Annotated in this window: 12 protein-coding genes and 1 other annotated feature; of the genes, 4 read left to right on the forward strand and 8 right to left on the reverse strand. The window is 42.5% G+C overall.

Going from position 1 to position 13,645, the window contains the following annotated elements:
- Window positions 1-144 precede the first annotated feature (144 nt).
- Complete coding sequence (locus MKX34_RS19095) at window positions 145-1,014, forward strand: LysR family transcriptional regulator (RefSeq protein ID WP_036688370.1); 870 nt, start codon at window positions 145-147, stop codon at window positions 1,012-1,014.
- An 8-nt stretch (window positions 1,015-1,022) separates the two neighbouring features.
- Here the strand turns inward: MKX34_RS19095 and metG are convergent, their stop codons facing one another.
- Window positions 1,023-2,669 (reverse strand): methionine--tRNA ligase, encoded by a 1,647-nt coding sequence (gene metG / locus MKX34_RS19100; protein WP_076106323.1) that lies wholly within the window; start codon window positions 2,667-2,669, stop codon window positions 1,023-1,025.
- Window positions 2,670-2,712: 43 nt separating this feature from the next.
- Window positions 2,713-2,974 (reverse strand) — a binding site (T-box leader).
- A gap of 125 nt (window positions 2,975-3,099) precedes the next feature.
- Here metG and MKX34_RS19105 point away from each other — a divergent pair.
- The gene (locus MKX34_RS19105; protein ID WP_076106325.1) at window positions 3,100-3,576 is read left to right on the forward strand and encodes a DUF4362 domain-containing protein; all 477 of its coding nucleotides are present in this window, start codon (window positions 3,100-3,102) and stop codon (window positions 3,574-3,576) included.
- A 48-nt stretch (window positions 3,577-3,624) separates the two neighbouring features.
- Here MKX34_RS19105 and htpG read toward each other — a convergent pair whose 3' ends face one another.
- Window positions 3,625-5,505, reverse strand: coding sequence for a molecular chaperone HtpG (gene htpG / locus MKX34_RS19110; protein WP_076106327.1), 1,881 nt, complete (start codon window positions 5,503-5,505; stop codon window positions 3,625-3,627).
- 253 nt (window positions 5,506-5,758) lie between these two features.
- Here htpG and MKX34_RS19115 point away from each other — a divergent pair, with 253 nt between their 5' ends.
- Window positions 5,759-6,181: a VOC family protein gene (locus MKX34_RS19115; RefSeq protein WP_081384079.1), complete on the forward strand. Its 423-nt coding sequence runs from the start codon at window positions 5,759-5,761 to the stop codon at window positions 6,179-6,181.
- Here the strand turns inward: MKX34_RS19115 and MKX34_RS19120 are convergent.
- Window positions 6,152-7,027, reverse strand: coding sequence for a LysR family transcriptional regulator (locus MKX34_RS19120; RefSeq protein ID WP_036688377.1), 876 nt, complete (start codon window positions 7,025-7,027; stop codon window positions 6,152-6,154). The two genes, MKX34_RS19115 and MKX34_RS19120, sit on opposite strands and share 30 nt — an antisense overlap.
- A 121-nt stretch (window positions 7,028-7,148) precedes the next feature.
- Here MKX34_RS19120 and dapA point away from each other — a divergent pair, with 121 nt between their 5' ends.
- The gene (gene dapA / locus MKX34_RS19125) at window positions 7,149-8,045 is read left to right on the forward strand and encodes a 4-hydroxy-tetrahydrodipicolinate synthase (RefSeq protein ID WP_076106330.1); all 897 of its coding nucleotides are present in this window, start codon (window positions 7,149-7,151) and stop codon (window positions 8,043-8,045) included.
- Window positions 8,046-8,234: 189 nt separating this feature from the next.
- Here the strand turns inward: dapA and MKX34_RS19130 are convergent, their stop codons facing one another.
- The 5 genes from MKX34_RS19130 to MKX34_RS19150 form a co-directional block, all read right to left on the reverse strand.
- Window positions 8,235-9,623, reverse strand: coding sequence for a DEAD/DEAH box helicase (locus MKX34_RS19130; RefSeq protein WP_036688380.1), 1,389 nt, complete (start codon window positions 9,621-9,623; stop codon window positions 8,235-8,237).
- Window positions 9,624-10,550: 927 nt separating this feature from the next.
- On the reverse strand, window positions 10,551-11,123 hold the full coding sequence (locus tag MKX34_RS19135; RefSeq protein WP_036688383.1) for a phosphate propanoyltransferase: 573 nt from the start codon (window positions 11,121-11,123) through the stop codon (window positions 10,551-10,553).
- 138 nt (window positions 11,124-11,261) lie between these two features.
- Complete coding sequence (locus tag MKX34_RS19140) at window positions 11,262-12,227, reverse strand: dipeptidase (protein WP_076106332.1); 966 nt, start codon at window positions 12,225-12,227, stop codon at window positions 11,262-11,264.
- 121 nt (window positions 12,228-12,348) lie between these two features.
- On the reverse strand, window positions 12,349-12,609 hold the full coding sequence (locus MKX34_RS19145) for a stage V sporulation protein S (protein ID WP_019910496.1): 261 nt from the start codon (window positions 12,607-12,609) through the stop codon (window positions 12,349-12,351).
- A gap of 199 nt (window positions 12,610-12,808) precedes the next feature.
- On the reverse strand, window positions 12,809-13,603 hold the full coding sequence (locus MKX34_RS19150) for a TIGR00282 family metallophosphoesterase (RefSeq protein WP_076100408.1): 795 nt from the start codon (window positions 13,601-13,603) through the stop codon (window positions 12,809-12,811).
- Window positions 13,604-13,645 lie beyond the last annotated feature (42 nt).

Here is a 13,645-nt window from a genome sequence, read left to right on the forward strand (position 1 = left end):
CCACACCCAACATAAGAAGTATTTAACCACTTGAAATATGTATAAGAACAGTTATGATTATGGCATATCTACTCACATATTAATAATATTGGATTCGTATCGCTCCCATACGATTAGCATATCTCAAGTTCGGAGGATTTTTATATGGATATTAGACAGCTTAAATATTTTATGGCGATAGCTGAGGAAGGACAGATCACATCTGCAGCCAAAAAACTGCAAATGGCCCAGCCTCCGCTGAGCCAGCAGCTAAAGCTCCTGGAGGAAGAACTCGGTGTAAAGCTAGTGGAACGAGGTCCACGCAGCGTGCAGCTCACTGAAGCTGGAGCCATTTTGCGGGACCGTGCCCAACAAATTCTGGAGCTGGCAGATTCCACTGCCCGTGAGCTCACTGATTTTGTCAAAGGTTTAAAAGGAACCCTAGCCATTGGTACAGTTTCTTCCTCTGGAGCTACGTTGCTTCAAGATCGGCTATGTGAATTTCACAAAACCTATAAAGGTGTGAAGTTTGAGATTCATGAAGGAAATACCTTTAGAATCATTGACCTCTTGAATAAAGGCATTGTCGAAGTCGGAATTGTAAGGACACCCTTTAATGGTACAAATTTAGAGTGTCTTTACACACAAGCTGAACCTATGATTGCCGTAATGACACCTGAGTATGACTGGAAAACGGATGAAAACTTTATTGAGATCGGTGAGCTAAAGGATAAGCCGCTTATTATCTACCGCCGTTTTGAGCAGCTTATCCGGGAAACATGTCTTGAGAACGGCTTTGATCCGCTGATTTTCTGCATGAATGATGATGCTAGAACAACACTGCTCTGGGCAAACGCTGGTCTTGGCATCGGAATCATTCCCAAATCCGCTTTCGAATTAACGAGTAACAGTAATTTGATCTATAAAGAAATCAGTAGTGAATCACTACGCACGCGGGTCGCCGCCGTCTGGATTAAGGATAAATACTTGTCATCATTGGCTTCAAAGTTTATTGAGAGTTTCAAGAATGGATAATACCAGCTCTATTTATTCACTTGTTGTTGAACGAGCCTATCCTCTTCTTCTTTAATACGGTTAATATTAATTCGTTCAAACAATAATTGTAAATCAGTAACCTGTTGGTAAGGGGGTACCGAGCAAGGCTGCCAATTCGGTAGTTCTAACGACAGGAACCCCCTGATCTTGTCACAAGAGAACGGCAGAAACGGATGTAACAAATTCGCTAGGTTCGCAATAATCTGCACACATGTGTATATTGCAGAATCACAAGAAACCTGATCCTCTTTTATCTGTATCCATGGTTTTTGCAGGTCGAAATACTGGTTTGCCTTGCGCACATAAGAAAAAATATACTCCAGCGCATCTTTTAGATTCCCAGCCTCAATAAGCCGCCCTGATTCGAGATACAAGAGGTCAATGTTGTCATTCCACCCCTTATCCAATTGCCCATTCGGCACTTTCCCTTCATAAAACTTATCTACAAAAGCCAATGAACGATTCACAAAGTTACCAAATGCTCCAAGCAGCTCTCCATTATGGCTATAAATAAACTCTCTCCAGGAAAAATCCGTGTCCCGCTTCTCGGGTCCATTAGCAATTAAGAAATAACGAATAGAATCTGGCTGATACCGCTCTAAAATATCAGGTACCCAGACCGCCCAGTTTCGGCTAGTGGAGAACTTCTGCCCTTCAAGGGTTAAATATTCGCTAGATATAATCCTGTCCGGTAAATGCAGACCTCCAGCTCCTAATAACACAGCCGGCCATATTAAAGTGTGAAAAGGAATATTGTCTTTACCATGCACATAATAAGCAGTAATCTCCCCTTTTTCCTCTAACCAAAAATCCTCCCAGCTTCCTCCGGACTGTGCAACCCACTGCTTACTGGCTGATAAATAACCACTTACCGCCTCAATCCAAACATAAATCTTTTTATCTTCAAATCCAGCCACAGGAACATCTACACCCCAAGACAAGTCTCTTGTTACCGCGCGGTCCTGCAGCTCTTCTTGTAAATAACGTTTGGTCAGTTTTATAGCGTTATCTCTCCAAAATTGTGCTTCCTTTACATATTCCGTTAATTCAGACTGAAAATTAGATAAGCTAAGATAATAATGTTCTGTCGGCCTTTCTGATGGTGTATTACCACATAATTTGCATACTCTGTCTAACAAATCGGCAGGATCTAGAATCGTAGAACAATAATCACATTGATCCCCTCGCGCCCGCTGGCCACATACCGGACAAGTCCCTTCCACATATCTGTCTGGCAAAAAGCGCTGATCCACCTCGCAGTAACATTGCGCAATGGTTTTTTTATATAAATGACCATTCTCTAGTAGCTTTGTAAACAACTCTTGCACGACCTTATGATGCTGCTGTTGATCCGTTCGAGTATATAGATCATAACTAAATCCCAGCTGTTCAAAACACTTCAGAAACTCTTCATGATATCTGCTTGCAAAAGCTCCGGGCGTAATCCCTTCATTCGCAGCCTGAACCGCTACGGGTGTTCCATGGCAATCACTGCCTGATACATATAATACGTTATCCCCTTTGGAGCGAAAATATCGTGCCAGCACATCCCCAGGCAACACACTTGATAATCTCCCAAGATGTAAAGATCCATTCGCATACGGCCAAGCGCCACCTATAAACACATTACTCATTAACCTTTTCCTCCTTTTTTAGACAACAAAAAAACTCCCATCCACAAAGGACGAGAGTTCTACTCACGTGTTACCACCTAATTTTATAAATGCCTCATGACATTTACCTCTTCAGGTACGACGTTAATTAACGTTTATACCCTAGCACTGTAACGGATGCAGGTTCCGGCGCAGCCTACAACCCATAAGGTTTCGATGCGCAGCTCTGAGACCATATTCCCAAGGGTTTTCTTTACTCCTTTTCAGCGACCGGAGCTCTCTGTTGAAAGAATTGCCGTGGTACTCTTTCTCTTCTTTGCTTTTACATATTCAAGTTAGAGAAAATAATACTCAATTTGTTGTTTATTGTCAATGTGAAAAATCAAGCTCACTGTAACTTTTCCAGTTAATCTCCGTCTTTTATATAAATACGTTACAAGGAGGTTCCTCAGTGAAAAAGGTAAATTTGCTTACACTCTCTTTTCTTTTACTAGGAGGAGTATGGGGTTGTTCCGATAATAAAGTTAATTCTCTTCCCAAAAGTGAACCCTATACTTCCAAAGAAGCCATCAGTAGAGGGGATATTGTTTCTTGGGAAAAAGTGTACAACCTAGATAAATTCGAGAAATTTATAACTAATCTCTCCAGCAAAAAAGCAGACAATATACGCGTTACAAGTTACACAGATGAAGGCGATCCTATATTTAAGGATTTGAAATTTGACGGTAACGTGATTAATTATAGCTATGATACCTCTAATGATGCATTCGGTGGAAGCAACACAGGAGTCAGAACCGATACCTGCTCCGAAGTGACGAGTAAAAAAAGCACACAAGGTGAAATTATCTATTCGATCAGCGGTTGCACAAATAATGACTCTGAAATTGATTACTACTTTTTCGCACAACAAAATGAAATGCTGAAATAAAAAAGACCACCCAATCATAATACAATTGGATGGTCTCTGTACTTCATATTATTTCATGATTTTGCAAATATCATTGGTGAATTGAACAGGATCACTAACCTGTAGACCTTCGATCAACAGCGCTTGGTTGTACAGCAGGTTCGTGTATAAACCGAGCTTTTCTTTGTCGTTCTCTGCTGCCGCCTTCAAGGACTGGAATACTTCGTGATGGATGTTGATTTCAAGTACCTTATCCGCTTGCACCTCTTGGCCATTCGGCATCGATTTCAGAATTTTCTCCATCTCGATCGTCAGCTCACCTTCTGCAGAGAGACATACCGGATGAGTCTTTAAACGTTTGGAAGCTTTAACATTTTTCACTTTGCCGGACAGGATGTCCTTCATCGCTTCAAAAAGCTCCTTGTTTTCGTTCTCTTCCGCTTCTGTTGGCTTGTCCGCTTCGTCGGCTTCGATCCCCAGATCTCCGCTGGATACGGATTTAAATTCTTTTTCCTTATAAGACTGAATCATCTTGATCGCAAATTCATCAATATCATCAGTGAAGTAGAGAATTTCATACCCTTTATCCGATACAAGCTCGGTTTGCGGGAGCTTCTCGATTCTGTCGATCGACTCTCCGGAAGCATAGTAGATATACTTCTGATCTTCTGGCATTCTTGAGACGTATTCGTCCAGCGTAACCAGCTTCTTCTCCTTGGAGGAGTAGAACATTAGTAAATCTTGAAGGGTGTCTTTGTGCATCCCATAATCGTTATAAACACCAAACTTAAGCTGTCTGCCAAAAGCATTATAGAACTGCTCATATTTCTCTCTTTCATCCTTCAGCAGGCTTTGCAGTTGGCTTTTCACTTTATTCTTAATGTTCTTAGCGATCAGAGTCAGCTGACGGTCATGCTGGAGCATCTCTCTGGAAATGTTCAAGGAAAGATCCTCTGAGTCCACCATACCTTTTACAAAACTGAAGTAATCAGGCAGCAGATCCGCACATTTGTTCATGATCAACACACCGTTGGAATAGAGCTCAAGACCTTTTTCATATTCCTTTGTGTAATAGTCAAACGGTGTATTTTCTGGGATGAACAAAATCGCATTGTACACTACAGCACCATCAGCACTGATATGAATATGTTTAAGCGGCTTATCGAAGCCGTAACGTTTCTCTGCATAGAAGTTATCGTAATCTTCTGTAGTCAGCTCGCTTTTATTCTTGCGCCAGATTGGCACCATGCTGTTTACGGTTTGTTCTTGAACAACTTCTTCGAACTCGTTCTCCGTGCCTTCTTTTGGCTTTTGTTCCTTCACGTCCATTTTGATTGGGAAACGGATGAAGTCGGAGTATTTTTTAATGATGGATTTCAGGCGATATTCTTCCAAATATTCATCATATTGATCTTCTTCAGTATTCTCTTTAATCTTCAAAATCACATCAGTGCCGACAGAATCCTTCTCAACAGTCTCGATGGTATAGCCGTCAGCGCCCTTAGACTCCCATTTAAAGGCCTCGTCGCTGCCTAATGCCTTACTGATCACTATAACGTCATCAGCCACCATAAACGCAGCGTAGAAGCCCACCCCGAACTGTCCGATGATGTTGTGGCCATCTTTAGCTTCGTTCTCTTTCTTAAAAGCAAGAGATCCACTCTTCGCGATTGTACCTAAGTTATTCTCCAGCTCCTCTTGTGTCATCCCGATACCTGTATCGGAAATCGTCAAGGTTCTGTTCGCCTTATCGGCGGTCACTTTAATATAATAATCCTCTTTATTGAAGACCAGGCCTTCATCAGCTAAGGCTTTGTAATAGATCTTATCAATCGCATCACTTGCATTGGAAATCAGTTCACGCAGGAAAATTTCCCGTTGAGTATAAATGGAGTTAATCATCATTTCCAGCAATCTTTTCGATTCGGCTTTAAACTCTTTTTTGGCCATGAATAAATAAATCTCCTTTCAAAATAACCTTATTATTCATCATTCCGTGATTAGCACTCTTCTTAGATGAGTGCTAATTCTTCTTTTTATATAACATAAACTCATTTTCAATGTCAAATTTTTTGGCTACTTTCATATGAAAATATAACCATTTACAATTCCCTTGCAATCCTATTGATTGTATGATTTAAATAGATTAGATACATAATTTCCAAATAAAGGTTTATCCATTTCGGATTTGGGAGGTCTTTAAATGAATGAACAAGCAATGTCCGCTTTAAATTCCACAATAATAAGCCCCGTAAAGAACTTAATTGGCAGTGTATTCATTCCCGTACATGATATTGAAAAATCCCGTCGCTGGTATTGCCAAGTCCTGGGGCTTCCAGAGACAGATTGTAAGATCATGAACGGTCATTTATGCCCGCTGCCTATGCAGGGAAACACTGGAATCATACTGGATACCATGCCGTTGTGGGGCGGCTTAGAACCTGAAGGAACACCGCCCATTACAACACCAGCTTTTTTGTTACTGACCGATGATTTGCAAGCCTCTTTCAATTATGTGAAGGCTCTCGGTGTAGAGCTAGTAACTGAAATTCAAGATGAGCATTGGTTTGTTGTGAAAGATCCTGATGGGAATAAATTAATGATTTGCAAGCAACATTTGGATTAAAAATTGCAGCGGTTGTGATTTCCACTTCTTAGGGTGCATCAAAAGCTGCAGATCAAAGTGAATTTCGGGATGAATAAAGGACAGCTCCGCCAAGCTTCCTCGTTCAATTTCTTCCTCTGCCACGATTTTTGGTAACAAAGCAATTCCAAGGCCATTCATTACACAACGTTTGATGGCCTCCAGATTCGAAAGCTCAAAACCAATGCGGAATATGATCCCGTGCTCTTTTAACAAATTCTCGAACAGACTGCGGTAAATACAGCTTTCCTCCGAGACTATTAGCTCACAGTTATTCAGATCGTTTAGGGTTACCGTATCCATCTGGGCAAGCGGATGATGAATGGGGGCTATCAATACAAGCGGCTCATCTCTGACGATCGTACGCTCAAGGATGGAATCCGCAGTGGTGCGATCCAACATTAAGCCTAGATCTACTTCGCCATCTTTTATTTTGGCAAGAAGATTAGCTTCCTGCATCGTTTGCAGATGAATATCCAGCTTCGGAAATTTAGTCCTTAGCTGCTGCAGGTAAGGAGGTAAATAAAAGGCCGCTAAAGAATCTATCGTCCCAATAGTTATCGTTCCTCCGATTTGCTGGGCGATGGTTTCTTTTGAACGATCATACAAATCCAAAATCTCCACGAACAGCTTCAATAACTCTTCTCCTGGCGGGGTAAGCCGCAGCTGACGGCCATGCCTCTCTATTAAAGGTACTCCATATTCCTTCTCTATCTTCTGTATCTGCATCGTCACACTTGATTGTGCATATCCCAATTCTTCAGCAGCTCGCGTAAAGCTCTGACGTTTAGCCACCTCGCGGAAGGTTCGTAAATAGGTTAAATCCATTACCTCACCCTAACATCAATATTTTTGATGATCCATATCATTTATTATAGCTAACGACGATGCTACTTTCCATGGTAAAGTGTATGTAGAGGAATTAAAATATTTTGGAGGCCGATAATTTATGCTTACAGAACAACAGATTTATGGAGTTTATGTCCCCGTGGTCACCCCGTTCAATGCTGCTGGTGAAGTTGATTTGGATTCGTATCAGCGTTATGTAAAGAACATTATTAACAACAGCATACAAGGTCTGGTCGTTAATGGAACCACCGGAGAATCGCCCACTGTAACCGTAAATGAAATGCAGCTTCTAGTAAACACTTCCCGTGAGCTTCTACAATCCACATCAATCCCCTTAGTAGTTGGTACAGGTACCAATGATACAGCCTCTACGGTTGCACGCACGGAAATTGCTGCAAACCTTGGTGCTGATTGTGCACTAGTAGTCGTACCTTATTATAGTCGTCCTTCACAAGAGGGTATCATTGCCCATTTCCGCAAAGCAGCAGAAGTAGGCATACCTATCATGGCTTATGATATTCCAAGTCGTACAGGTACCGCCATGACGGTAGATACTGCACGTACAATCCTAGAAATGAATAATGTTGTCGGTTTAAAAGACTGCTCAGGCAGTACAAAAATGGTTACGGAGTTAGTCCGTACAGGTGCCAAACCTGTGCTTGGCGGCGATGATTCCCTCTTTTATGAAATGCTTAGCTGCGGAGCAGCTGGGGGTATGCTCGCTACTGCCAACGTTTATCCGGCAGAATGCCTTCGTATCTTTGAAGCCTTTACATCTGGTCAAGTGGAATTCGCTAAAGAAAGCTTTGAACAACTACTGCCGATCATCCGCCTATTGTTCAAGGAATCGAATCCCGCTCCAATTAAATGGATGCTTAACCAAAACGGCCTACTATCCTCGGATACGCTTCGCCTCCCTATGACTTCCATCAGCACAGGACTTCAGCAAGAACTGAGCCCCTATGTTCAGGACAATACAATTGAAGCAACCGCATAAATGAAATAACAACAGCCGTTGTACAGTGAGGAACTGTTTAGCGGCTGTTTTTTGTTGTAAATCATCAGGACATAAAACATAAAAAACTGCACCTCCAAATGTTAGTTGTGTCTAACAATTGGGGTGCAGTTCAATTTACTCTGACGGTTTTTTATAATGCTATAGAAAACGATACGCATTCAAACTTACTTATCTGCTGCTCGTTTTTTGTCTTCCTTTTGTGAACCACTCGGACTTTGGCTTCAATGGAGGGTTAGACTTAGGTTTTGCTTTAGCTGGTTTGGATGCCGCTGATTTTGTTGCTGCCGGTTTTGTTGCCGCAGGTTTAGCAGTTGCTGGTTTAGAGTTCGACGGTCTGGAAGACGATGGTCTCGAAGCTGCTGCTTTCGAACCTGACGGTTTCGCAGAACGATCTGTCTTCATTTGCGTTTTACGAGACATCGGATAAGGATGATCCTTAACTTCCGGAATCGATTTTCCAATCAATTTTTCAATATCTTTAAGGAAAGGAAGCTCTTCAGCTTCGCAAAAAGAAATTGCCGTTCCGCTCAATCCCGCTCTGCCTGTACGACCGATCCGGTGCACATAGGTTTCCGGAATGTTCGGTAGATTGAAGTTGATTACGTGAGACAGCTCATCAATATCAATTCCCCGGGCAGCTATATCCGTAGCTACGAGAACACGAGTCGCACCGCTTTTAAAATTCCGCAAGGCGTTCTGGCGATCATTTTGTGATTTATTGCCGTGTATGGCTTGAGCAGAAATGTTCACTTTAGCCAGATCGCGGGTAACACGGTCCGCACCACGTTTGGTACGAGTAAACACCAAAGCTGAGACGATGGATTTATCCTGTAACAGCAGGTTCAATTGGTTTTGCTTATTTCCGTTCTCTAATAAATAGATCGATTGATTGATTCTATCCGCAGTAGATGACACGGGTGTGATCTCTACCTTCACTGGATTCACAAGCAATGTTTTGATCAATTTAGAAATTTCAGTTGGCATCGTTGCCGAGAAAAACAGAGTTTGCTTCTTCGTAGGCATTTTGGCGATGATTCGTTTCACATCATGGATAAAGCCCATATCCAGCATCCGGTCAGCTTCATCCAGAACTAAAATTTGTACATATTGCAGATCTACACGTTTCTGATTGATTAGGTCGATAAGTCTACCAGGGGTAGCAATAAGAATATCGGCACCTTGATTCAGTGCGCGTTCTTGCACTTTCTGTGACACACCGCCAACAATGGCAGCAGAGCGGATATCTGTATATTGGCTATACGCTTTTATGTTATCAGCAATTTGAATCGCTAGTTCTCTTGTCGGTGTTAAAATCAACGAGCGAATGCGTCGCACATTATTGGATTTGTTTGGGTTGGATTGTTCGCTTAACAATTGAATAATAGGCACGGAAAATGCAGCTGTTTTTCCTGTTCCCGTTTGTGCGCATCCAAGTAAATCTCTACCCGCTAATACAGCTGGAATCGACTGCTCCTGTATTGGTGTAGGTGATGTATAGTTTTCTTTGCTTAAAGCCTTCAAAATTGCAGGCACAATATTCAGTTCATTAAATGTCATTGGGTCTCCTTAATTTCTAATACATATATTCTTAACAATAAATCCTTTTGTCACGTCATAAACCATAATCATAACACAATAAGTTACATAATAATAGATTTTCTTTATCATCACACCAATTTTCATTAAAAATCCATTTCAGGATACTATTCGTACTGCTCTTACAGAAATATTTTGCTAACCGTAAAATACTCCTCCTCAATTTATCCTGGGCGTATCTTTTGTTGATCCTGTTGATCCTGTTGATCCTGTTGAGCAATCGGACTCAGACGCCCTTATTTTGAGGATTCATGGTTTTTGGCGATGCTATCGGACTCAGATGCAGTTATTCACACCTTCGAAGCCCAGTTCAATACAAATATAAGGCAATAAGAGCTATGCGGTCCGATACCTTGGCAAAATAGATCAAAATGCTGAAATAGCTGCGATACAGTCCGATATGTACAAGCGGTCGGGTAAACCACGCAAACTTTACAGCACGCGGATCAGACACACAATCCTTACAGCACGCAGATCAGACACACAATCCTTACAGCACGCAGATCAGACACGCAATCCTTACAGCACGCGGATCAGACACGCAATCCTTACAGCACGCGGATCAGCCACACAATCCTTACAGCACTCAGATCAGACACACAATCTTTACAGCACGCGGATCAGACACACAAACTTTACAGCACTCAGATCAGACACACAATCTTTACAGCACGCGGATCAGACACACAAACTTTACAGCACGCGGATCAGACACGCAATCTTTACAGCACGCGGATCAGACACGCAATCCTTACAGCACGCGGATCAGACACGCAATCCTTACAGCACGCGGATCAGACACGCAATCCTTACAGCACGCGGATCAGACACGCACAAAAAAGCGGAGGATTTCTCCCCCGCTTCTTATCTTTGCTATAACTATGATGACTATTCTACGATTTCAGCAGTATCGCCGTTGTTGGCACCTGCAGCGTTAGCTTCGTCAGTGTCAATATGCATATCCAGTTTAAAGCTGTCTGATACGCGTGCAATTACGTTCTCCAATACGAGACCACGATCGCCTCCGAGACGAACTTTAAGCAATTGCTTATCAGCAATGCCCCAAGCTTCAGCTTCAGAAGTATGGAAGTGAATGTGACGAGCGGCGATGATAACGCCTTGTTCCAATTCTACTTCGCCAGCAGGTCCTTTAAGCGTAATGCCAGGTGTTCCATCAATATTTCCAGATTCGCGAACTGGAGCTTTCACGCCAAGTGCGAAGGAGTCAGTACGGGAAATTTCTAATTGGGAAGCCGGACGAGCAGGTCCCAAAATTCTTACTTTGTCAAATTTACCTTTGCTGCCGATAACTGCTACTTGCTCATTTGCTGCAAACTGTCCTGGTTGAGAGAGGGGTTTGAACTCCGTTAGTTGATATCCTGGGCCAAACAAAGCCTCCACATGCTCTTGCGTAAGGTGAATATGTCTAGCCGACACACCTACGGGTACAGTCTTACTCATAGTAAAGTCACTCCTTGTATTTTCTCTAGTATCTGTACAAGCCATTAACCATTATACATCTTCTTAACCAAAAATAAAAAGCCCCACATCATAACGAGGGCCTTTTTTTCGACAATTCATACTTTTAGAACAGGATTGTCATGATTTAGACACCTGTGAAGGTAAGTTTGTACGCAAGTAGGAGACCGCATTCTCATATAACCAACCTTTAACGGAAGCTTCTGGATAGTAACGAAGCAGGTGCTCCGCAAGCTCAGGGTATTTTCCCGGATGCTCCATGTTCTCTACCCAAGTGTCAATGCCGTCAAAATCCGAACCAAACATCATATGTTTCTCGCCACCCAGACTACATACATGATCAATATGCTTTAATAAATCATCCATACGAGCTTTTCCATCATCACATACAAACCACGGATAAAAGGTCAGGCCCATTCTTCCGTCCATTGCAATTAATGCTTTAATCTGTTCATCATTTAAATTTCTAACATGCCCGCAGATCTTTGCGGCGTTCGAATGGGAAGCTATAAACGGACGTGTGCTTAAGTCGGCTAGCTCCCAAAAACCTGCTTGAGACAAATGTGACACATCAAGCAACATTCCACTGTCGTTGCACCATTCGATCAGCTTTCGCCCTTTTTCCGTAAATCCGCCGTTGCGCTGCTCCAATACTCCGTCCGCTGCCCAATTGGCATAATTCCAAGTGATCCCCAAAAACCGCACGCCAAGCTCAAAGCAGAGCTGTGCATAAAATAGGTTCCCTTCTAGACCGTCTACACCCTCCAGAGAGAGCATTCCCCATGGAGGTGCTCCAACTGCTCGTTTACCTACCTCCTCCTTCCAACGCAGCCACTGAAGGCTCTCTGCGCCTAATATTTTTTTCCGGAACAAATCAATTTGTCCTAAAACATTCTCAAAGCTAGGTCTACCTCTACTTGCCGAAAGGTATATCGCAAAAATCTGCAATTCTACACCGCCCGCTACCAACCGCTCTCCGGTAACATCCAACCGGGGATCATTTTTAAAATCCATATCCGGTGATGCTTGCATTTTACTCAGCACATCACAATGAAAATCCGCAACCTGTAGCTTATCGGTTCTCATCCCAAGCCCTCGCTTTCATGCAGCCCTATTCCAGATTCTATGCTTAAAAACGCCAGACTATATACCAAAAGCAAAAAACCTGTTTACATAAGTAAACAGGTTCATCCGTTCTATGCTTCTATTATCTGGGTTCTACAATCAATTTAATCGCGGTTCGATCCTCTCCATCAATCACAATGTCTGTAAATGCCGGAATGCAGATCAAATCTACTCCGCTTGGTGCAACAAATCCCCGGGCAATGGCAACTGCTTTGACTGCTTGATTCAGTGCTCCAGCTCCAATAGCTTGTAATTCGGCCGATCCACGTTCACGAAGAACACCTGCTAAAGCGCCGGCGACGGAATTTGGATTGGATTTAGCTGATACTTTTAATACATCCATAGTAAGTACCTCCCCTGGGAAAATAATGGTGTTCTTCCACTACTTTAGATGTTATTCGCGAGAGAAGAAATAATTCCTTCTTTTTGCGGACTACTCTGGAGAAAATGGTACAATAGATACTCTTTTTCGATATAATAAATATCACACTTTACCCTTATTCGGCGAAATTACCCAGAAAATCACTTATCTTATCCTACTACTAGCTCATTACCCATTCATCTTCACGTAGCCGTATTTTCTCCAGACGGGTAGCCGCGCCAGTATTCTCGTCTAATTCTGCAAATAAACCGTGAAGCTGCCATTTGCCTTCATCAACAACAAATCGTGCTGGAAGCTGTGTAGTGAACTTATAAAGTACTGCATCTCTTTCCATACCCAGAATCCCTTCACTTGAACCAACCATACCCGCATCGGTCAAGTAAGCCGTTCCACCTGGCAAAATCACATCATCATTCGTCTGCACGTGAGTGTGGGTCCCAACTACAATTGATGCGCGACCATCCATGAAATAGCCCATTGCGATTTTTTCAGAGGTAACCTCTGCATGGAAATCAACGAGAATGCATTTATGATCTCTACGTAGCTCTTCCACAATTTCTTCACCCACACGGAAAGGGCAATCAATCGCAGGCAAAAATGTACGGCCTTGCAGGTTAACTATAGCCAGCTCTTTCCCGTTACCTTTAACAACCGTATATCCTCTTCCTGGTGTTCCTGGAGGAAAATTAGCAGGACGGATAATCCGGGCCTCATCGTCGATAAACTCGAAGATATCCTTGTTGTCCCATGTGTGATTACCCATGGTGATTCCGTGAACGCCCCAGTTAAAAAATTCATTTGCGATCGCTTTAGTAATCCCTCTACCGGCAGCAGAATTTTCACCGTTAACTATGATTATATGTGGTTGATATTTGCTTTTTAATGAGGGCAACATCTCCCGAAGTGCCTTCCTACCTACACTACCTACGATATCTCCAATGAATAGTACTTTAATGTTTCTCTCCTCCTAATCTTAACCTCTTCATCTAACGGATAA

Origin of the sequence: Paenibacillus sp. FSL R5-0636 (genome assembly GCF_037974255.1) — a bacterium.
Taxonomy (GTDB): Bacteria; Bacillota; Bacilli; order Paenibacillales; family Paenibacillaceae; genus Paenibacillus_AQ; species Paenibacillus_AQ odorifer.